Below are 19,197 nucleotides of genomic sequence, written 5' to 3'. Positions count from 1 at the left end.
GACGTCGACGCAATGCGCTCTATAACGCTTATAGATGCGCCGCATGATGCGCGCGCGCCCCGCTGCAAGCGCGCCGCGCGGCGGCCAGGGCGCGCAACCCTGGTGTTTTCTTTATCCGGGTCGGTAGATGCCCGTGTGGCGCGGCTGTCACTCCGGCTATGGCGGCCGGATTTGGCCGACTACGCTGCGTCTCCGACACGTGCCCTCCGCACGCTTTCGCGCCGCGACGGCGCCCGGCCCGCGAGGCCGATGCCGCGCTTATCCACCGCCCGCTCCTGGAGAATCCGCATGTCCGCATCCACGGCCCGCGCTGCCGACGGCAAGCGCTATACATACGAATGGTATGTCGTCGTCATCTGCATGCTCGCGTACGTCTTTTCGTTCGTCGACCGCCAGGTCCTCGTGCTGATGATCGAGCCGATCAAGCGCGACCTGCACCTGTCCGACACGCAGTTCAGCCTGCTCAACGGCTTCGCGTTCTCGCTGTTCTATGCGGTGATGGGGCTGCCGGTCGCGTATCTCGCCGATCGCTACGCGCGCCCGCGGATCATCTCGCTCGGCATCGCGCTGTGGAGCGTCGCGACCGCCGCGTGCGGCCTCAGCCAGCATTTCGTGCAGATGTTCATCGCGCGCATGGGCGTGGGCGTCGGCGAGGCCGCACTGTCGCCCGGCGCGTATTCGATGCTCGCCGACTACTTTCCGAAGGAGAAGCTCGGGCGCGCGATCGCCGTGTATTCGCTCGGTTCGTTCATCGGCGGCGGCGTCGCGTTCCTGATCGGCGGTTACGTGATCGCGCTGCTCAAGCATGCGAGCGCGTTCACGCTGCCGGTGGTCGGACAGGTGCATGCGTGGCAGGTCACGTTCCTGATCGTCGGGCTGCCGGGGCTGCTGGTCGCGCTGCTGTTCGCGGCGACCGTGCGCGACCCGCAGCGCAAGGGGCTCGCGCAGGATCGCTCTGGCGCCGTGCGGCGCGTCTCGATGCGCGATTCGCTGCGCTTCGTCGGCACGCATCGCGCGACCTTCGCGTGCCACTACCTCGGCTTCTCGTTCTACGCGATGACGCTGTACTGCCTGCTGAGCTGGACGCCCGCGTTCTATATCCGCTGCTTCGGGATGACGGCCGTCGAAGCCGGCTACACGCTCGGCATCGTGCTGCTGGTCGCGAACACGGCCGGCGTGTTCTGCGGCGGCTGGCTCAACGACTGGCTGCTGCGACGCGGCCGCGGCGACGCGCCGATGCGCGCCGGCGCGATCGGCGCCGCGTGCATGGTGATTCCCGCGACGCTGTTCACGCAACTCGACTCGCTGCCCGCTTCGCTCGCGATGCTCGTCGTCGCGATGTTCTTCGCGTCGTTCCCGATGCCGACCTCGACCGCCGCGATGCAGACGCTCGCGCCGAACCAGATGCGCGCGCAGATCTCCGCGCTGTTCCTGCTCGTGTCGAACCTGATCGCGCTCGGGATCGGTACGACCGTCGTCGCGCTGTTCACCGATCGCGTGTTCGGCGCGCCGGCGGCGGTCGGCCATTCGATGTCGATCGTCAACGTCGCGGCGGCCACGCTCGCCGCGTTGCTGCTCGCCGCCGGCTGCCGGCACTATCGCCGCAGCCTCGATCGCGAACGCGGCCATGCGTCGGCAGCGGCACCGCAGGCAACCGAGGCGGGCAACGCAATCGCCGCGCGCTGAACGACGGGCACGCTCCGACGCCGACCATCATCCATCCCACTGATTCATGCATCGCTTTTTAATCGATTTGATTTATGCGATGCCCGTCCCTATTCTCGATCGCATGACGGCGCGGTGTCTGCCGCGCCGCTTTCCTCATACCCCACGGAATTTCCCATGCAAGCGAACCGCCACCAGGTCCGGATCGACGCGCTGATCGACGCGGCGCAGGACATCCGCTGTTTCCGGGTTTCGCGCATCGACGGCCAGCCGTTCGACGCGTACGAACCCGGTGCCCATATCGACGTCACCGCGCCGTCCGGCGTCACGCGGCAATACTCGCTGTGCGGCAACCCCGACGAGCGCGGCAGCTATCTGTTCGCGGTGAAGAAGGAAGCGCAGTCGCGCGGCGGCTCGCGTTCGCTGCACGACGATGTGCAGGTTGGCGCCGAGCTGTCGATCGGTACGCCGCGCAACCTGTTTCGTCTGACGGATGACGCGAGCGAGCACGTGCTGATCGCGGCCGGTATCGGCATCACGCCGCTGCTGTCGATGGCGTATGCACTGCACCGGCGCGGCGCGCGCTACCGGTTGCATTACTTCGCGCGCAGCCGCGAGCACGCGGCCTTCGTCGACGAACTGTCGGCCGAGCCGTTCGCGTCGCACGTGACGTTCCACTACGGCGTCGAGCCTGATGCGCTCGTGGCCGAACTCGGCCGCTGCATCGCGTCGATCGATCTGAAAGCGCATGTCTATACGTGCGGCCCCGGGCCGTTCATGGATGCCGTTGTCGCAGCCGCGGCCGAGCGCATCCCGGGAGATGCGATTCATCTCGAACGCTTCGCGGCGGAACCGTCCTCAGCCGTCACCACCGCGGATGCCGCTCAGGCGGAAGGCTTCGAAGTCCGGCTGCAGCGCAGCGGGCAATCGGTGCGCGTCACGCCCGACACGTCGATCGTCGACGCGCTCGCGCGGATCGGCGTCGAAGTTGATACATCATGCGGCGAAGGCGTATGCGGCACCTGCATGGTGCCCGTCATCGACGGCGAACCCGATCATCGCGATCACTGCCTGAGCAAGGCCGAGCGCGCGAGCAACACGGTGATCTGCTGCTGCGTATCGCGCGCGCGCTCGGCGGTGCTCGTCCTCGATCTCTGACGCGCCCTACAATGACTTACGGCCAATATGACTGTTTGATACGAAACGTGTACGGACAGTCATACGGAATTGACCGTGAGTCTCTCAGGCCAGCCCGGCCGCAGCAGCCCCTCCCCGCGTATCACGTCAGTCTTCACGGTCGGTTAATCCGTTCGTCCGTATCGCCCGGCTTATCTGCGCGATGCACCGGGCGCGGCGTTCAGCGGTCAATCCCGATTCGCTTCGATGATCTGCTCAAGTGCATTGGCATCGTCCGTGGGCTCCTCCGTGCCGCGAAAGATGCAGACCTCGGTGTGCCCGTCTCGGAACACGTCCACCTCTACCCGCATCCCGACCACCGTGACCGAAACCAGCACCGTATCCGGTCGATTGCGGCTCAGGGTGTAGTGAATCTTCGCGGAGTCGAGCTGGTCGAGCAGATCGAACAATGTGTTTGTGGTCATGTCGGGCACCTATTTCTTGAAACGGTTATCGTTGAGCAACTTGAGCGCCTTACGCGCCTCTTTGATGCCATCGCTCGCATCGCCTTGAATCTCGTTGAGCGTCGAATTCAGATACTGGCCGGGGAACTCGCGCAACACCGAGCCTTTGCACTCGGCCTTGATGATGTCGCAGGCCATCATATCGCCTCGGTCGATGCCCGCGACTTGAACCGCGTCTCCCAAGACATCTGGCGAATAATCGAATGGAGATACCTCGCTGAGCGAAGTCGAATCAGCGAAGCCCGCGCCGCCCGCAAGCGCGGCCGCACCACCTGCACCGCTGCCAGCAACAACACTTTGTAGATAGCTCATGAGTTCGCCCGCAGACACATCGCTGGGTGTCGCCCAACCAGGCAAGGGCTTGTCGACCGGTAGCGCGGCCATTCCCGGCACGCTGGCGAACCTGTTGGCTTTTGGGAATGGCGGGGTTGTGGGAGAACCTCCAGCCGAGCCTCCACCACCAACCGCCTGTCGTTCGATCTGTACCGCCACGCGCCCATCTTCGATGGCTGCCTTGAGCGCATCGAGCGGCGTGCCTTGGAACGCGTCTAGGCCAAGTTGGCGAAGGTACGTCAGCGCGTTCGCGGTCAGCCCTGTGTATTTCGGCCAGTGCAACATCAAATCGGACATATCGCTGCGTTGGCTAGCCGAAGGAACTGCACCGGCCGAACCTGCCGTGCGCGTCAGCGTAGCGCGCTTTCCAGAACCCAGATCAATAGTCACTGAAGCCATGAATCCTGTTCTCCGTATCGGCTTCGCAGGACATAACGTTGCTCTCTCAACGTTAGGCCCAGCACTTCGAAGCCCATACTTTAGCAAGAGTGTCCGGACGGACGGCTTCGGGTCAGAGTACTCGCGATGGATCAAAGCTTCATCTTGTACCGATTGCCGTACCAGCCAGCGCCACGAACTCGCACCTGAACGGCGCGCTCGCCATGCCATTGCTGCGACGCTTGCAACTTCGCGGCGAGGCCCGGCACCCTCCACCCTTTCTCCAAGCGTTGTGCGATGAACGGATCGATCGGATGGGCTTCGGTGTAGCGCCAAATTGCGCCAACAGGCAGGTCGACTAGAGTACCGCCTCAGCAAGGCCGAACGCGCGAGCAACACGGTGATCTGCTGCTGCGTGTCGCGCGCGCGCTCGGCGGTGCTCGTCCTCGATCTCTGACACGCTCACGCGGAAGCCGCCGCGCACACCCCGGCCGTCACGCGTCGTCGAACCGCTCGACGATCTCGGCAAGCAGCGCACGCATCCACGCGTTGCCCTCGTCCTCGTGAAAGTGCTCGTGCCAGTGCATCGTCACCGGCGCGGGCGGCAGCGTGACAGGCAGGTCGTACAGGCGGAACGCGTTGTCGCGATTCAGGATCTGCGCGAGCCGCTTCGGCAGCGTCGCGTACAGATCCGTGACCGACAGCACGCTCGGCAGCGCGACGAAGTGCGGCACCTCGAGCGCGATGTTGCGGCCCACGCCCTGCGCGCGCAACGCGTCGTCGAGCGCGTGGTGGCTGTGCTCGACCGATTTCACGTTGACGTGCGCGGCGCGCACGAATTGCTCGAGGCTCAGCGCGCCGCCGCTCGGCAACCCGCGCCGGCGGCCCGTCATGCACACGTAGGTTTCCTCGAACAGCATCTGGTGACGCGTGCGCGGCATCAGCTCCGGCAGGTTGCCGATCGCAAAATCCAGCCGGCTCGCGCGCAGCGCTTCCTCGATCTCCTCCACCGGCAGCGGCTGCACGCTCAGCGTCACGCGCGGCGCGCGCTCGCGCAGCGCCTGGCAGATCGCGGGCAAGTACGCCATCTCCCCCGCATCCGACAGCGACAGCCGGAACGTACGCGTGCTGGTCGCCGGATCGAAGCGCTCCGCGTAGCGCAGCGCCACGCGCACCATGTCGAGCGCCTTGCCGACGATGCCCGCGAGTTCGAGCGCGACCGGCGTCGGCTGCATGCCCGAGCGCGTGCGCACGAACAGCGGATCGTCGAACAGCGTGCGCAGCCGGCCGAGCGAATAGCTGACGGCCGGCTGCGACAACGCGAGCCGCTCGCCGGCCTTCGTCAGGCTGCGTTCCTCGACGATCGCCTGGAATACGCGCAACAGGTTCAGATCGAGATGATCGACCGACGTCATGACCGCCTCCACTATCACTATTCGTCAAATTGATGCGTGAACGCATTCTAAATCAGTGAAGCGGATTTTTATGCAGGGGCGCGCAATCGCCGTCAGGCTTCCGGGCGATGGAACATCTCGTGGATCACGCCGCGCAGCCACGCAATGCCCGGGTCCGCCGCGAACTGCACGTGCGTGTGCATCTGGATTTCGATCGGCGGCAGCACGAACGGCAACGGAAAGATCCGGAACGCGCGGCCGCGGTTGAAGCGCTCGGCGACGCTGCGCGGGAAGATGATCGCCAGATCGGTGTGCTGCACGATCTCCGGCGCGACGATGAAGTGCGGCAGCCGCAGCACGACGGTGCGCTCGACTTGCAACTCGTCGAGCCACTTCTCGACCATCCGGTGGCCGGTCGCATTGCTGCTCGCGTAGATGTAGCGCAGCGCGGTCAGGTCCTCCTGCGTCGGCGCGCGCTTGCGCAGCGGATGGCCGGCCCGCACCATGCACACGTGCTCGTCCGAGAACAGCGTTTCGCTCACGCAGCCGGGTCCCGGATCGGGCACGTAGCCGAGCGCGAGATCGATCTCGCCGCTGCGCATCGCAGCGCCGACCGCGTCGACGGTTGCGCTCGCGATATCGACGCGAATGCCGGGTGCGACGTCCGCAAGCCTCGCCAGCAGCGGCGGCAGGAAATAGAACTCCGACATGTCGGACATCGACAACCGGAAGGTGCGGTTCGCGGTGGTCGGATCGAAGTGCGCGACCTGCTGCACCGCGAGATCGATGATGCCGAACGCGCGCGTCAGCGGGCCGTGCAGCTGGCGCGCCGTGTCGGTCGGCGCCATGCCGGTCGGCGTGCGCACGAACAGCGGATCGTCGAACAGGTTGCGCAGCCGCCGCAACGCGTGGCTGACGGCCGGCTGCGTGAGCCCGAGCCGCTCGCCGGCCGCGGTCAGGCTGCGCAGCTCCGAGATCGCGAGAAACACGCGCAGCAGGTTGAGGTCGGTGACGACCGGACGGGATTGGGTCATGGCGCTCGTGAGCCGCGGCGGGGGCGTCGACGCGGCGGACCCGCAATCGCGCGACGCGGCGCCGACTACTCGATCGATGTTATCTCAAAACTATCGCTCGTCATCGGGAAATGTGGCGTGGCGCCGGTGAACGGCGGCAGCGCGTCGAAGTCCCTGCGCATCAGCAGCCGGACCGGCGACGCCAGCGCGTGCTCCAGCGCACCGGCATCGTCGAACACGACCTTGTTGCGCTGCATCGCATCCGCGCGCGGCACCGGCAGCGCGGTCCGGTAATCGATGCGCGTATAGATCTCGATCGCGCGGATGCCCGGCAACTGCGCCATCAGCGGCGGATGATGATCGAGATAATGCGACAGCCACGCGTTCGGGTCCGCGGCTTCGCCGTCGTAGCTGACGAGGTAGGTGCAGCTTTGCGCGGCCGCGCGCGGGCCGGCCAGCGGGATCGGGCGTACGGCCATCGCCTGCTGGACGACGCGCCGCCCGGCTGCCTGCCAACGCGCGACGCACGCGTGCGCGGCCCCCGTCGGCGCAAGCATCGCTTCGAGCGTGCCGAGTTCGGCAAAGTAGCCTTGCACCACGCATGCCGGCGACGGCGGGCGCGCGACGGGGTCGGCGCGATCGGCGGCCAGCGCGGCGGGCCGATGCACGACCAGCCGCGTCAGCCCGGGCACCGCGCGCAGCGCCGCCATCGCATCATCGAGGCCCGGTGGCGGCCCGCCGGCGTCATCGTCGCCACCACGATCGACGATCAGGAACAGGCAAATGTCCATCCGTCACCCCGCCTGCGCGGCCAGCGGATGCGCGAGCCGGTGGAACGCGCGGCCGAAGTAGATCAGCCCGTCGGCCGCCGCATGCAGCGCGATATGGTCGACCTCGACGAACATCACCGAATGCGAGCCGACCGTTTTGCTGTCGATGATGCGTCCTTCGAGGCTGACGTTCGCGTCGGCCAGCACCGGGACGCCGGTTTTCCCGTCCCGCCAGCGCGCATCGTCGAAACGCGTGTCGCCCGGCGCCATGCCGGCGAACGCCCTCGCGACCTCCTGGCACGCGGACGGCAACAGGTTGATCGCGACGCGCCCGTTGCCGTGCATGATGTCGTGCGCACGGCTGCCGCGGTTGACGCACACCAGCATCGTCGGCGGCGTGTCGGTCACCGAGCACACCGCGCTCGCGGTGATGCCCCAGCGGCCGTGCACGCCGTCGGTGGTAATGACGTTGACGCCGGCCGGCAGGCGCGACATCGCCTCGCGAAAGTCCTGGCGCATGTCGTCGTGGATCGTTGCATCGTTCATCTCGAGCTCCTGCTGCGAAGAATCGGCGCGATCGCCGGTCACGGATACGGTGTCACGGGTGCGATGCCGGCAAACACGGCACCGGAGCCGTCATAGGTCGCCTCGCCGAGAAACGCGTGCTGCGTGACCACGATCGAATCGCGCACCAGTTGCTGCAGCCGGTTCTCGCGATAGATCGCGGCCGTGCCCGCCAGTTGGTACGCCTGCATCACGACCTTCGCGCACACCTGCGCCGCGTGCGTCGCGCTCAGCCGCAGCAGGTTGGCCTGTTGCGGCGACACCGGCCGGCCGGCGGCCAGCGACGCCCACGCGGCCTCCGCCGTCTCGTAGAAAAACGCGCGCGCGCTGCGCCAGTCGGCCTCGGCCTTCGCGAGGCCCTCGCGGTAGTACGGACGATCGGCGAGACGCGGCGCACCGGTCGTCGTCTTCGTCGCGCCCGACATGGCGGTGAGCAGGTCGAGCGCGGCGCGCGCGATGCCGACGTTGACCGCCGCATGCACCTGCGCCTGGTAAGCGACCGCCGGATAGCGGTACAGCGGCTCGTCGACGGTCGGCTCGCCGCCGCGCACGAAGGTCCAGGCTTCGTCGACGAACTGGTCGTTCAGCGCGAGATCGTGACTGCCGGTGCCCTGCATGCCGACCACACGCCAGTTCTCGACGATCTCGACGTCGTCGGCGCGAAACACGGCCGTGAACGGCTTGCCCGGCGCCTCGCCGTCGGCTGGCGCACCGCCGATGCCGACGCCGATCCAGTCCGCGCCCTTGCAGCCGCTCGCGAAGCGCCAGCGCCCCGTCACGCGGTAGCCGCCCGGCGCGCGCTGCGCCGGCTGCAGCGGGTACAGACCACCGGCGAACACCTGGTCGGGACCGTCCGCATAGATCGTGCGTTGCGTGTCGAGCGGCAGCGCGGCGAGATAGGTATTGGCCGAACCGAATGCCGCGACCCACGCGGCCGACCCGTCGGCGACCGCGATCCGTTCGAGCATCGCGAGGAACACGTGTGGCGGCAGCGCGTCGCCGCCAAAGCGGCCCGGCGTGCCGGCGCGGAAGATGCCCGCGCGCTTCATCATCGCGATCACGTCGCGCGGCACATGCGACAGCCGGTCGAACTCGTCGCGCCTGCGTTCGACTTCGGCGATCACCGCCTCGAGAGGCAGCGGCGAGCGGTCGGCCGGTTGCGGTGACGCGGGCACGACGGCACGAATGGCGGAATTGGCTTGCATGGTGACTTCCTGAAAGGGCGAAGGGTTTAGGGCCTGTTCACGCTAATAACGGGCTTGCGCTGGCCCCACGAATAAATCGTTCCAAACAGGGGAACGTGCCTTTCCGCCCACATTGCGGCGTCGTGCGTCGCTTGTCCCCCAAGGGGACTTCCTTCGGGGCGTTTGGCGCGGCCAAACGGCGCTCCGTACTCCTTGCACTGCGGGCGGAAAGGCACGTTCGCAAGCCCGTTATTAGCGTGAACAGGCCCTAGACGAAAGGCGTGGCGACGGTCAGCGCGAGCGGGCTGCATCGCGCATCGCCTTCGGGTGGGTTTCCGGCGCGATGCAGGTCGCGACGACCGTGATCGCACCGAGGATCACGAGATAGATGACGATCGGCGTCGCGCTGCGGTAATGCGCAAGCAGCGCGGTCGCGATCACCGGCGACAGCCCGCCGCCGAGCACCGACGCCATTTCGCGGCCGATGCCGAGCCCCGAGAAGCGCAGGTGCACGGGCAGCAGTTCACTGATGAACGCCGGCTGCGCGCCTTCGAGGATGCCGATCGCGACGCTGTTCGCCAGGATCAGCGCGACGATCACGTGCGAGAAGCGGCCCGACTGCAGCAGCGTGAAGTACGGATACGCGATCAGCACGACGGCGACGGCGCCGAGCAGGTAGACCGGCTTGCGGCCGACCCGATCGGTCAGGCGGCCCGCGAACAGCGTCACCGGAATCATCAGCAGCATCGAGATCACGAGCCCGCTCAGCAGCCACGAAGCATCGAGGCCGATGAACTTCCCGTATGCGAGCGAGAATGCGAAGAACAGATACGACACCGCGCCTTCGCCGAATCTCAGCCCGAACACCGTCAGCACCTCGCGCGGGCATTCGCGCAATACGTCGACGAGCGGCGTCGCGCTGGCCTTCTGCGTCGAACGCGCTTCGGCGAATTCCGCGCTTTCGCCGATCGAGCGGCGCATCCACAGGCCGAACCCGACCAGCACGATGCTCGCGAGGAACGGGATGCGCCAACCCCAGCGCTCGACGTCGGCGGCCGGCAGCTGCTGCACGAGCAGGAACGCGGCGGTCGACAACACGAAGCCGAACGCCGCGCCGCACGGGCTCCACGCGGCCAGCGCGCCGCGCCGCCCGGCTGGCGCGTTCTCGTGGATCAGCAGGATGCTGCCGCTCCATTCTCCGCCCGCGGCGAGCCCCTGCAGCACGCGCAGCAAGACGAGCGCGACCGGTGCAGCGATGCCGATCTCTCGATAGGTCGGCAACAACCCCATCCCGACCGTCGCCGCGCCCATCGTCAACATCGTCAGCATCATCACGGTCTTGCGGCCGTAACGATCGCCGATGTGCCCGCACAGCAGGCCGCCGATCGGGCGCGCGACAAAGCCGACCGTGAAGCCGCCGAACGCCGCGATCGTGCCGGTCAGCGGATCGCTGCCGACCGGAAAGAACAGCTTGCCGAACAGCAGCGCGGCGGCCGTCCCGTACAGGAAGAAGTCGTACCATTCGAGTGCCTGCCCGAGCACGGCCGTAGTGACCGCGCGTCGAACCGAATGCGTGCTGCGGGAAGCGGGCAACGCAACCGCAGACAGGGGCGCCGATGAGTTCATGTGGAGTCCGAATAGAGTCAGTTGTCCTGCCGGTCCGGCATCCGGCGGCAGGTCCGCGATCGAATCTGTTCACTGCGTCCGACCACGATAAGAGCGCAGCCGGACCCGGTCAAATTCCCGCCAAAAATGCCGCCCATGAATCGCATGCATGGTCGCGACGCATCGCGAGTCACCCGCGTAATTATTCATCCGGCTTATTTGACTGCATTTTTTAGATCAATTTGACGGATGGAATCGCGACGACGAAACTGGTTCCGCTATCCGCACGAGGTCCGTCCGACCGGGCCTTGCGCTTCCTCGCGACTTTTTCCCCACGACAACGATGAGCGACATTCCCTACCAGACGATCGACACCAGCGCGTTGCACGGCCTCGCGCAACCCGACCGCATCGCACCGGCGATGTATCACGATCCCGCGTTGTTCGAAGCCGAGCTCGAGCGCATCTTCTACCGCACCTGGATCTGGGTCGCACACGAGAGCGAGCTGCCGAACCCGGGCGACTTCATCACGACGACGATCGGCCGCCAGCCGGTGATCGTCGTGCGCGACAAGACCGGCGAGATCAACGTGCTGCAGAACCGCTGCCGTCATCGCGGCGCGACCGTCTGCGAATCGCACAAGGGCAACGCAAAGGGCTTCACGTGCCCGTATCACAGCTGGTCGTACGCGCTCGACGGCACGCTGCGCGCGCTGCCCTACGGCGACGGCTACGAAGGCGTGTGCGAGAAAGGCGACCTGCCGCTCGTGAAGCTGCGCGTCGGCGTGTACCAGGGGCTGGTCTTCGCGAGCTTCAACGACACGATCGAGCCGCTCGAGGATTTCCTCGGCGGCGCAAAGCCGTGGATCGACCTGTTCATGAAACAGGGCGCCGGCTACCCGATCAAGGCGAACGGCGAGCACAAGTTCAAGTTCAAGGGCAACTGGAAGATCCAGCTCGAGAACACGACCGACCTCTATCACTTCCCGGTCGTGCACAAGTCGTGGATGAAGTCGATCGACGACGAGACGGCCGCCGCGATCACGAGCTTCATGACGAGCGAGGACGCGTTCTGCCGCGGGCTCGGCAACGGCCACAGCCTCGCGGTGCTGATGCCCGAGCTGATCGACCTCGACGAAGACGACGGCGCACCGCTGCCCGAGCGCTTCGCGCCGCTCGCGGCGAAGCTCGCCGAGCGCCACTCGCCGGACGAAGTGCGCCGCATCGTGCGCTCGCTGATGGGGGTCGGCTTCAACCTGAACCTGTTCCCGAACCTCGCGCTGTCGATGGCGTTCTTCCGCGTGCTGCGGCCGATCGCGGCGAACGAAACCGAGATCCGGCACGTCGCGCTCGCGATGGACGGCGGCCCCGACGAAGCGAACCGCGAACGGCTGCGCATTCACGAGCACTTCCAGGGCCCGTTCGGTTTCGGGAGCCCCGACGACGCGGAAGCGTGGGAGCGCGTGCAGCGCGGCGCGCACGCGGGCCCCGACGTGCCGATCCTCGTGAATCGCGGGCTGAACCGCGAGACGACCGCCGCGAACGGCGAAAAGACCGCCCATGCGACCGACGAAACCGGGATGCGCGAGGCCTACCAGCAATGGCGCAAGATGATGGAGCAGCAATGATGGACGACCGCAACGCCCTCTTTTCCGAGCAGACCTTCGCCCGCGCGGTCCAATTCGTGTGGCGCGAAGCCGAGATGCTCGACCGCCGCGACTATCGCGCATGGCTCGACCTGTGGGATCCGGCCGGCCATTACGTGGTGCCGATCGATCCCGACACGACCGATTTCGCGGCGACGCTGAACTACGTATTCGACGACCAGGACATGCGCGAGAAGCGCGTGCAGCGGATGGTGTCCGGCTACTCGGCGTCGGCCGCCGACGCGGCGCGCACGGTGCGCACCGTGTCGCGCTTCACGCTGGAAAGCGGCAGCGCCGGCACCGTCGGGCTGAAATCGGCGCAGGTCGTCGTCGCGTACAAGCGCGGCGTCGCGACGCTGTTCGCGGCCGACGTCACGCACAAGCTGCACGTCGATGCCGAAGGCGAGATGCGGATTGCCGAAAAGGTCGTGCGCCTGATCGACTCGACCGAAGCGCTCAGCGCGATCGGCTTCCTGCTGTGAGCCGTGGCCGGTTCGCCGTCGCCAACGCAATGGTGAGCCGGGCACCTTCACCTGTGAGCGGCTGCCGGCTCGCCGTCGCCCACACAAAGGTGAGCCGGTCACCTTCACCTTTGAACGGCCACCGGTTCGCCGTCGCCCGCGCAACGGTGAGCCAGTCACCTTCACCTTTCCGGACGACCATGCCCACACTCGAAGTTTTCCTGCCGGCCGGCCACGACGACGCGCGCAAGGCCGAACTGATCGCACGGCTCAGCATCGCGACCGTCGACGCGATCGGCGCACCCATCGAATCCGTGCGCGTGCTGCTCACCGAACTGCCCGCGACACATATCGGCCTCGGCGGGCGCAGCGCCGCGGACGGCGCGCCGCCGTCGCTGCCGGTAATCGTCGCGATCCTGATCGCCGGCCGCACCGACGAACAGAAACGCGCGCTGATCGCCGCGCTGTCCGACGTGGGCGCGAACGTGCTCGACGCGCCGCTGCAGGCGACGCGCGTGATCATCAAGGACATTCCGAACACGGACTTCGGCATCGACGGCCAGACCGCGCGGGCGCTGGGGCGCTGACCATGCATCGCGCGTCGCCGCCTCGCCGCGACACACCGACGCGGTTGCGCTCACCCGTCGGCGAGCGGCAGCGTCACGCGGCAGTCGAGCCCGCCGCCCTCGGCCGGGCTCGCGCCGATCAGGCCGCCGTGGCGCGTCACGATGCTCTTGCACAGCGACAATCCGATCCCGTTGCCGCCGGCCTTCGACGACGAGAAGCCGTCGAACAACCGGCCGTGCGCGCCGGCCGCGATGCCGGGGCCGTTGTCGATCGCGCGCAGCTCGGCGTGCCCGGCCACGTTCGCGGTGCCGAGCGTCAGCATGCGCGGCACGCGTTCGCAACCGGCGAACGCCTCGATCGCATTGAACGCGAGATTCAGGATCACCTGCCCGATCAGCACGCGCTCGCAACGGATCGGCAGCGGCGCATCGGCCTGCACGATCGCGACCGTCACGCCGGCATCCTTCGCACGCAGCTCGATGAAATACGCGACGTCCGCGAGGATGTCGCGCAGGTCGGCGAGCGCGACGACCGGCTCGCGCTTCACGATGAATTCGCGCACGCTCTTGATGATCAGCGCCGCATGCTCGGCCTGGCGGTCCGCGCTGCGCAGCCCCCAGATCGCGTCGTCGATCGCGCCGCGCCCGTTCAGCCGCTGCACCGCCCCTTCGATGAAATTGCGCACGGCCGCGAGCGGCTGGCTCAGCTCGTGCGCGATCACGCTCGCCATCTCGCCCATCGCGTTGTAGCGGCCCGCGTGTTCGAGCATGCGCGCTTCGGCGCGGCGCGCGTCCTCGATCGCGACCTCGTCGCTCACGTCGCGGAACTGCACGAGCAGCCCGTCGAGATCGCCCTCGATCTCGACCTGCCGGCACAGGATGCGCAGCCAGCACGGCGAGCCGTCGCGCCGCACGATCCGGTAGCGCTGCGGCGCGGACGGGCACGCGGACGGCGCATCGTGCAATTGCGCGACGAGCCGGTCGCGATCGGCCTCGGAGCAGTAGTCGAGCACCTCGCCGAGCGCTTCGTCGGGCGCGAGCCCGAGCACGCGGCGGCCCGACTCGCTGATGAACTGCACGCCGCCGCGCGGCGTGACGACCGCGATACCTTCGTCGAGATCCTGCATGAATTCGCGCAGCCGCGCCTCGTAGCGGCGCAACTGCTGGCGCACCGCCTCTTCCGCGCTGATGTCGCGGAACTGCACCATCACGACGTCGCGCCCGCGCAGCGGCACGTAGGTGGCGGTCGCCTCGGACAGCATGTCGACGCCCGTGCGCGACCGGTAGCACCATTCGTACACCTGCGGCCCGTCGACGAGCGCGCGATCCCATGCGCTCACGGCGATCTCGCGCTGGTATTTCGGCTCGGGACGCGTCATGTCCGGCGCCTTCAGCGGCAGCAGTTCCTCGACGGAAAAACCGAGCGCGATGCACGCGGCGCGGTTCGCCCACACGATCGCCTTCGTCCGCGCGTCGTGCAGCAGCACGCAGGTGGTCAGCGCGTCGAGCAGCCGGTGGAAATCGTCTTCGTCAGGGAAACTCATGATCGGCTTCGGATGAAGGCGCGCGGCGTCGCGCGGCCGGAAAGCCAACATAGCACCGGCGCGCGCCGATCGCATCTGAAGATTTCTTTAGGCCGGCACGGAACCTCACCAGTCGCGCGGCCCAACGCACCAATTGCTGCGTGTTTTCGGCGTTTCTAGACTGGTTGCATCGTCGTGTTGCCACCCGAGACAGCACGCATGCCGCCCCGCATCCGAACCCCTATCCGTCCAGGAGACAACCATGCCGCAAGCCGCCCTCGCCATCGAACCCGCGCCGTCCTCCCAGCCCGTGGCAGGCACCGCGGCCGCGCGGTTGTCGCCGCTCGACGCCGTGATCGAAACCGTCGCCGCGCGCCGCGACGAATTCGATCGCCTGTCGCACGTGCCGCGCGACGTGATCGCGCTGTTCAGGCAGGCCGGCATCTATCGCGCGGGCACGCCGCGCCGCTTCGGCGGCGACGCGCTCGCGCCGACCGCCTTCCTCGACATGATCGAACGGATCGCGACCGCCGACGGTTCGGCCGCATGGGTCGCGAGCTTCGGCTCCGCGAACGTCTATCTCGCCGCGCTGCCGCTCGAGACCCAGGCCGAGCTGTACGCGAGCGGCCCCGACCAGGTGTTCGCGGGCGGCCTGTTCCCGGTGCAGCCGGCGCAGGCCGCGCCGGGCGGCTGGCGCGTGAACGGCACGTGGAAATTCGCGAGCGGCTGCAAGGGTGCCGACTGGCTCGGCGTCGGCATCGCCGTGCCCGGCGCGCAGGACGCCGCGCCGAACAAGCCGCGCACGGCCGTGTTCCGCGCGGCCGATGTCGAGATCGTCGAGAACTGGAGCGTGGTCGGCATGCAGGGCACCGGCAGCCATGACCTGCGCGTCGACGACCGCTTCGTGCCCGAAGCGTGGACCTTCGTGCGCGGCGGCGAGCCGACCGTCGACGAGCCGCTGTACCGCTACCCGACCGTCGCGTATGCGGCGCAGGTGCTGGCCGTCGTCAATCTCGGCCTCGCGCGCGCGGCGCTCGACGTCGCGAACCGCATGTCGGGCGGCCGGCAGACGACGACCGGCGCGCCGCGCCTCGCCGATCGCGCGTATTTCCGCATCGAGCTCGCGAAGGCCGAAGCGCAGCTGCGCTCGGCACGCGCGTTCTTCTACGACGCAACCGACACGGTGTGGCAATCGATCCTCGCGGGCAACCCCGTGACGCCCGACCAGGTCAGCCTGCTGCGGCTCGCGGCCACGCATATCGCACGCGAAGGCGCGAGCGTCGTCGAACGCGCGTACCGCCTCGGCGGCACGGCGGCGATCTATCGCACGCATCCGCTTCAGCGGCTGCTGCGCGACGCGATGGTCGTCACGCAGCACGCGTTTCTCGCGGAAGGCAACTTCGACGGCGCGGGCGCGGTGTTCACCGGCGTCACGCCGTTTCCCGGCTACCTGTAACCCGCGCAACCCGCGCCTGGGCCGCGCTGTTTCCCGAACGCGCATGGCGCCGATGCCGAAGCACCGCTACCGGCCGGCGCATGCGCCCAACCGTTTCCCCTGGAGAACCCGAGATGTCCGATTCGAATCCGCTGCCGCTGCGTGTCCTGTTCTGCTGCGGCGTGTCGCAGAACTTCTTCGACCTGCCGCGCGAGAAGATCGGCGAAGTGTGGCAGGCGTACGGCGCGATGCTCGCCGCCGTCGAGGCGATGCCCGGCGTGCGCGTGCTCGGCGTGATGGACGACGACCGCCTCGTGGTCGGCCAGGCCGACGGCGCGCCGTGGACCTTCTACATCATGGCCGACGTCGCCGATTTCGACACGACGGTCGCCGTGTGCAACCTGTATCGCACGACGCCGGTCGGCGAATACAACCTGTGGCGCTACGGCAAGATCGAAGCGCGGGTCGGCCGCGCGCTGACCGTGCCGCCGGCCGCGAAACCCGCGTCGTGAGGCGCGCGATGACCGACCTGTCTCGCAGCTCGTCCCCCGGCCTGATCGACGCACTCGCGCAGCGCGTGGCGGCGCTCGACGCCGAGCGCGCGGTGCGCGCGACGATCACGCGCTACATGGCGCTGTGCGACGTGCCCGAGGATGCCGGCGACGGCCCGTCGCTCGCCGGGCTGTTCACACCCGACGCCGTGTGGGAAGGCATCGGCCCTCAATACGCGCAGAAGTTCGGCCGCCTCGAAGGCACGGCCGCGATCGTCGCGATGCTGGGCCGCTACCTGCCGCCCGATCCGCATTTCTCGGCGAACCTGCACTTCCTGACGTCGGAGTCGATCGAGATCGGCGCCGGCAACACGAGCGCGCGCGGCCGCTGGATCATGCTGCAGGCGTCGCGCTACGCGAACGGCACGGCCGAGCTGATCGCCGCGCGGCTGACCGTCGATTTCATGCCGGCCGGCGACGGGGCGACCTGGCTGATCCGGCACTTTCGCACCGAACGCGTGCTCGACGGCCCGTGGCCGCTCGCCGCCGCGCCACGGCCCTGATGCTTTCCACCGCTTCCGCACGCTATCGACCATGACAGGCTTCATCGACACCTTCACGCTCGGCGGCCCGGGCCCCACGATCGCGATCAAGGACACGATCGACATCGCGGGCCATCCGACCCGCGCGGCGAGCCGCGCGCTCGCCGATGCACCGCCGGCCGCGCAACATGCGGACGTCGTCCGCCTGCTGCTCGACGCGGGCTGGCAGATCGCCGGCAAGGCGAACATGCACGAGCTCGCGTTCGGCATGACCGGCATCAACGACTACACGGGCACGCCCGTCAATCCGCAGGACGCGACGCGCATCCCGGGCGGCTCGTCGAGCGGTTCCGCTTCGCTCGTCGGGCTCGGCGCGGTCGACGCGGCGCTCGGCACCGACACCGGCGGCTCGATTCGCGGGCCGGCCGCCTGCTGCGGCGTGGCCGGGCTGAAGCCGACGTTCGGCCGCGTGTCGCGGCGCGGCGTCGCGCCGGCCGATACCACGCTCGATTGCGTCGGGCCGTTCGCACGCGATATCCGCACGCTGGCCGCGGTGATGGCCGCGATCGCGCCGGGCTTCGATCGGGCGCAAGCGGCGGCCTCCGTGGCGGGCTGCACGATCGCGCAGATCCGCGTCGAAGCCGATCCGGCGATCGCCGCCGCGCTCGACGCGGCCGTGCGCGCGTCGGGCCTGCGTTCGCACGCGCTCGTGCTCGACGAAATGCCGGCTTCATTCGCGGCAGGGCTCACCGTGATCAACGCGGAAACGTCGCGCGCGTTCGGCCACCTGGTCGACACCGGCAAGCTTGGCGCCGATCTCGATGCGCGGCTGCGCACCGCCGCGACGACGACACCCGCCGCTCTCGCGGAAGCCGAAGCCGTACGCGCACGCTTCACCGCGCAGGTCGACGCCGCGCTCGAACTCGCGGACGTGCTCGTGCTGCCGACGCTGCCCGCGCTGCCGATCACGCTGCAGCAGGCGCGCGACGGTGTATCGGTGATCGCGATGTCGTCGCTGATCCGGCCGTTCAACCTGAGCGGCCATCCGGCGCTCAGCCTGCCGCTGCCGCTGGCCGGTTCGCCGCTGAAGGCGGGCCTGCAGATCGTCGGGCGCAAGGGCGCGGACGAGCGGGTCTGCGCGATCGCGGCACACTTCGAAGCGGCCCTCGCCGCATGAACCACGAAGCGGGCGCGGCTTCATCGTTCACACGCCCGCGAACCAGGGAATCACGCACCATGTCAGACCGAGTCGTCCTCGTTACCGGCGCCGCACGCGGGCTCGGCGCCGTCATCGCCGACCGCTTCCATGCGGCCGGCTATCGCGTCGCGCTGGCCGACATCGCCGCCGACGCCATTCATGCGCATGCGCGCGAACTCGACCCGGGCGGCGAACGCGCGATCGCGCTGCCGCTCGACGTCACGTCGAAACGCGATTTCGAAGCGGCGCGCGATGCGCTCGTCGCGCGCTGGGGCACGATCGACGTGCTCGTGAACAACGCGGGCGCATCGAAGGTTGTGCCCGCGATGGAGATCACGGCCGAGCAGTTCGACCAGGTGATCGACGTGAACCTGCGCAGCGTGCTGTTCGGCTGCCAGGTGTTCGGCCAGTATTTCGCGGAACGTGGTGCGGGCCGCATCGTCAACATCGCATCGCTCGCCGGCCAGAACGGCGGCTCGGCAACGGGCGCGCACTACGCGGCCGCGAAGGGCGGCACGCTGACGCTGACCAAGGTGTTCGCACGCGATCTCGCCGCGCGGGGCGTGACCGTCAACGCGATCTCGCCGGGCCCGCTCGATTTGCCGATCGTGCATGAAAGCGTCGCGCCGGAGAAACTGCGCCAGGTGCTCGCGAGCCTGCCGGGCGGCAAGCTCGGGTCGGCCGGTTTCGTGGCGGATGCGGCCGTGCTGCTCGCGTCGGGCGACGCGCACTTCGCGAACGGCGCGTGCTGGGACATCAACGGCGGGTTGTACATGCGCTGAGCGGTGGG

Annotated in this window: 19 protein-coding genes; 10 read left to right on the top strand and 9 right to left on the bottom strand. The window is 68.2% G+C overall.

Translation table 11 applies throughout. From position 1 onward, the window contains the following. Positions 1–288 precede the first annotated feature (288 nt). Positions 289–1,686 (top strand): spinster family MFS transporter, encoded by a 1,398-nt coding sequence (locus DPV79_RS11015; protein WP_113045429.1) that lies wholly within the window; start codon positions 289–291, stop codon positions 1,684–1,686. 156 nt (positions 1,687–1,842) lie between these two features. Continuing rightward, positions 1,843–2,823, top strand: coding sequence for a PDR/VanB family oxidoreductase (locus DPV79_RS11010; protein ID WP_113045428.1), 981 nt, complete (start codon positions 1,843–1,845; stop codon positions 2,821–2,823). Positions 2,824–3,029: 206 nt separating this feature from the next. Here the strand turns inward: DPV79_RS11010 and DPV79_RS11005 are convergent, their stop codons facing one another. The 8 genes from DPV79_RS11005 to DPV79_RS10965 all read right to left on the bottom strand — a co-directional run bounded on the left by DPV79_RS11005 (position 3,030) and on the right by DPV79_RS10965 (position 10,567). Beyond that, positions 3,030–3,266 (bottom strand): hypothetical protein, encoded by a 237-nt coding sequence (locus DPV79_RS11005; protein ID WP_060065026.1) that lies wholly within the window; start codon positions 3,264–3,266, stop codon positions 3,030–3,032. A 9-nt stretch (positions 3,267–3,275) separates the two neighbouring features. Then, positions 3,276–4,037 carry a hypothetical protein gene (locus DPV79_RS43040; RefSeq protein WP_208866715.1) on the bottom strand — a complete coding sequence of 254 codons (762 nt, stop codon included), beginning with the start codon at positions 4,035–4,037 and terminating at the stop codon, positions 3,276–3,278. Positions 4,038–4,510: 473 nt separating this feature from the next. Beyond that, complete coding sequence (locus tag DPV79_RS10990) at positions 4,511–5,431, bottom strand: LysR family transcriptional regulator (protein ID WP_113045427.1); 921 nt, start codon at positions 5,429–5,431, stop codon at positions 4,511–4,513. A 92-nt stretch (positions 5,432–5,523) separates the two neighbouring features. Next, complete coding sequence (locus DPV79_RS10985) at positions 5,524–6,444, bottom strand: LysR family transcriptional regulator (protein WP_021161062.1); 921 nt, start codon at positions 6,442–6,444, stop codon at positions 5,524–5,526. Between the two features lie 65 nt (positions 6,445–6,509). Beyond that, complete coding sequence (locus DPV79_RS10980; protein WP_113045426.1) at positions 6,510–7,214, bottom strand: ethyl tert-butyl ether degradation protein EthD; 705 nt, start codon at positions 7,212–7,214, stop codon at positions 6,510–6,512. 3 nt (positions 7,215–7,217) lie between these two features. Beyond that, entirely contained in the window at positions 7,218–7,739 is a 522-nt protein-coding gene (locus DPV79_RS10975) for a flavin reductase (RefSeq protein WP_059589592.1), read from the bottom strand. Between the two features lie 38 nt (positions 7,740–7,777). Continuing rightward, on the bottom strand, positions 7,778–8,962 hold the full coding sequence (locus tag DPV79_RS10970) for an acyl-CoA dehydrogenase family protein (RefSeq protein ID WP_113045425.1): 1,185 nt from the start codon (positions 8,960–8,962) through the stop codon (positions 7,778–7,780). Positions 8,963–9,232: 270 nt separating this feature from the next. After that, positions 9,233–10,567 (bottom strand): MFS transporter, encoded by a 1,335-nt coding sequence (locus DPV79_RS10965; RefSeq protein ID WP_059484711.1) that lies wholly within the window; start codon positions 10,565–10,567, stop codon positions 9,233–9,235. A 322-nt stretch (positions 10,568–10,889) separates the two neighbouring features. Between DPV79_RS10965 and DPV79_RS10960 the strand changes: the two genes are divergently transcribed. The 3 genes from DPV79_RS10960 to DPV79_RS10950 all read left to right on the top strand — a co-directional run bounded on the left by DPV79_RS10960 (position 10,890) and on the right by DPV79_RS10950 (position 13,239). Continuing rightward, complete coding sequence (locus DPV79_RS10960) at positions 10,890–12,173, top strand: aromatic ring-hydroxylating oxygenase subunit alpha (protein ID WP_048020316.1); 1,284 nt, start codon at positions 10,890–10,892, stop codon at positions 12,171–12,173. Then, positions 12,170–12,673 (top strand): aromatic-ring-hydroxylating dioxygenase subunit beta, encoded by a 504-nt coding sequence (locus DPV79_RS10955; RefSeq protein ID WP_060129544.1) that lies wholly within the window; start codon positions 12,170–12,172, stop codon positions 12,671–12,673. Before DPV79_RS10960 ends, DPV79_RS10955 begins: the two co-directional genes overlap by 4 nt. A 179-nt stretch (positions 12,674–12,852) precedes the next feature. Next, a complete protein-coding gene (locus tag DPV79_RS10950; RefSeq protein ID WP_113045424.1) occupies positions 12,853–13,239 on the top strand; it encodes a tautomerase family protein in 387 nt (128 codons plus the stop codon). A 50-nt stretch (positions 13,240–13,289) separates the two neighbouring features. Here the strand turns inward: DPV79_RS10950 and DPV79_RS10945 are convergent, their stop codons facing one another. Beyond that, entirely contained in the window at positions 13,290–14,837 is a 1,548-nt protein-coding gene (locus DPV79_RS10945; RefSeq protein WP_060054523.1) for an ATP-binding protein, read from the bottom strand. Positions 14,838–15,003: 166 nt separating this feature from the next. Here DPV79_RS10945 and DPV79_RS10940 point away from each other — a divergent pair, with 166 nt between their 5' ends. From DPV79_RS10940 to DPV79_RS10920, 5 genes are all read left to right on the top strand, one after another. Then, the gene (locus tag DPV79_RS10940) at positions 15,004–16,197 is read left to right on the top strand and encodes an acyl-CoA dehydrogenase family protein (RefSeq protein ID WP_021161072.1); all 1,194 of its coding nucleotides are present in this window, start codon (positions 15,004–15,006) and stop codon (positions 16,195–16,197) included. Positions 16,198–16,310: 113 nt separating this feature from the next. Beyond that, positions 16,311–16,688, top strand: a complete 378-nt coding sequence (locus tag DPV79_RS10935) for a hypothetical protein (protein ID WP_021161073.1) — start codon at positions 16,311–16,313, stop codon at positions 16,686–16,688. Positions 16,689–16,696: 8 nt separating this feature from the next. Continuing rightward, positions 16,697–17,230 (top strand): nuclear transport factor 2 family protein, encoded by a 534-nt coding sequence (locus DPV79_RS10930; RefSeq protein WP_059589485.1) that lies wholly within the window; start codon positions 16,697–16,699, stop codon positions 17,228–17,230. Between the two features lie 31 nt (positions 17,231–17,261). Next, the gene (locus tag DPV79_RS10925; RefSeq protein ID WP_060065010.1) at positions 17,262–18,386 is read left to right on the top strand and encodes an amidase; all 1,125 of its coding nucleotides are present in this window, start codon (positions 17,262–17,264) and stop codon (positions 18,384–18,386) included. A gap of 59 nt (positions 18,387–18,445) precedes the next feature. Then, a complete protein-coding gene (locus tag DPV79_RS10920) occupies positions 18,446–19,189 on the top strand; it encodes an SDR family NAD(P)-dependent oxidoreductase (protein ID WP_021161076.1) in 744 nt (247 codons plus the stop codon). Positions 19,190–19,197: the final 8 nt, after the last annotated feature.

It is taken from the genome of Burkholderia reimsis, assembly GCF_003294055.1.
GTDB lineage: Bacteria > Pseudomonadota > Gammaproteobacteria > Burkholderiales > Burkholderiaceae > Burkholderia > Burkholderia cepacia.
Note: the sequence above shows the minus strand (reverse complement) of the source record. Positions and strands in the feature narration are given on the sequence as shown.

Excerpts from the sequence above, each read along its gene's own strand:
- DPV79_RS11015 (WP_113045429.1), top strand. The coding sequence starts at position 289 with ATGTCCGCATCCACGGCCCGCGCTGCCGACGGCAAGCGCTATACATAC.
- DPV79_RS11010 (WP_113045428.1), top strand. The coding sequence starts at position 1,843 with ATGCAAGCGAACCGCCACCAGGTCCGGATCGACGCGCTGATCGACGCG.
- DPV79_RS11005 (WP_060065026.1), bottom strand. The coding sequence starts at position 3,266 with ATGACCACAAACACATTGTTCGATCTGCTCGACCAGCTCGACTCCGCG.
- DPV79_RS43040 (WP_208866715.1), bottom strand. The coding sequence starts at position 4,037 with ATGGCTTCAGTGACTATTGATCTGGGTTCTGGAAAGCGCGCTACGCTG.
- DPV79_RS10990 (WP_113045427.1), bottom strand. The coding sequence starts at position 5,431 with ATGACGTCGGTCGATCATCTCGATCTGAACCTGTTGCGCGTATTCCAG.
- DPV79_RS10985 (WP_021161062.1), bottom strand. The coding sequence starts at position 6,444 with ATGACCCAATCCCGTCCGGTCGTCACCGACCTCAACCTGCTGCGCGTG.
- DPV79_RS10980 (WP_113045426.1), bottom strand. The coding sequence starts at position 7,214 with ATGGACATTTGCCTGTTCCTGATCGTCGATCGTGGTGGCGACGATGAC.
- DPV79_RS10975 (WP_059589592.1), bottom strand. The coding sequence starts at position 7,739 with ATGAACGATGCAACGATCCACGACGACATGCGCCAGGACTTTCGCGAG.
- DPV79_RS10970 (WP_113045425.1), bottom strand. The coding sequence starts at position 8,962 with ATGCAAGCCAATTCCGCCATTCGTGCCGTCGTGCCCGCGTCACCGCAA.
- DPV79_RS10965 (WP_059484711.1), bottom strand. The coding sequence starts at position 10,567 with ATGAACTCATCGGCGCCCCTGTCTGCGGTTGCGTTGCCCGCTTCCCGC.
- DPV79_RS10960 (WP_048020316.1), top strand. The coding sequence starts at position 10,890 with ATGAGCGACATTCCCTACCAGACGATCGACACCAGCGCGTTGCACGGC.
- DPV79_RS10955 (WP_060129544.1), top strand. The coding sequence starts at position 12,170 with ATGATGGACGACCGCAACGCCCTCTTTTCCGAGCAGACCTTCGCCCGC.
- DPV79_RS10950 (WP_113045424.1), top strand. The coding sequence starts at position 12,853 with ATGCCCACACTCGAAGTTTTCCTGCCGGCCGGCCACGACGACGCGCGC.
- DPV79_RS10945 (WP_060054523.1), bottom strand. The coding sequence starts at position 14,837 with ATGCGATCGGCGCGCGCCGGTGCTATGTTGGCTTTCCGGCCGCGCGAC.
- DPV79_RS10940 (WP_021161072.1), top strand. The coding sequence starts at position 15,004 with ATGCCGCAAGCCGCCCTCGCCATCGAACCCGCGCCGTCCTCCCAGCCC.
- DPV79_RS10935 (WP_021161073.1), top strand. The coding sequence starts at position 16,311 with ATGTCCGATTCGAATCCGCTGCCGCTGCGTGTCCTGTTCTGCTGCGGC.
- DPV79_RS10930 (WP_059589485.1), top strand. The coding sequence starts at position 16,697 with ATGACCGACCTGTCTCGCAGCTCGTCCCCCGGCCTGATCGACGCACTC.
- DPV79_RS10925 (WP_060065010.1), top strand. The coding sequence starts at position 17,262 with ATGACAGGCTTCATCGACACCTTCACGCTCGGCGGCCCGGGCCCCACG.
- DPV79_RS10920 (WP_021161076.1), top strand. The coding sequence starts at position 18,446 with ATGTCAGACCGAGTCGTCCTCGTTACCGGCGCCGCACGCGGGCTCGGC.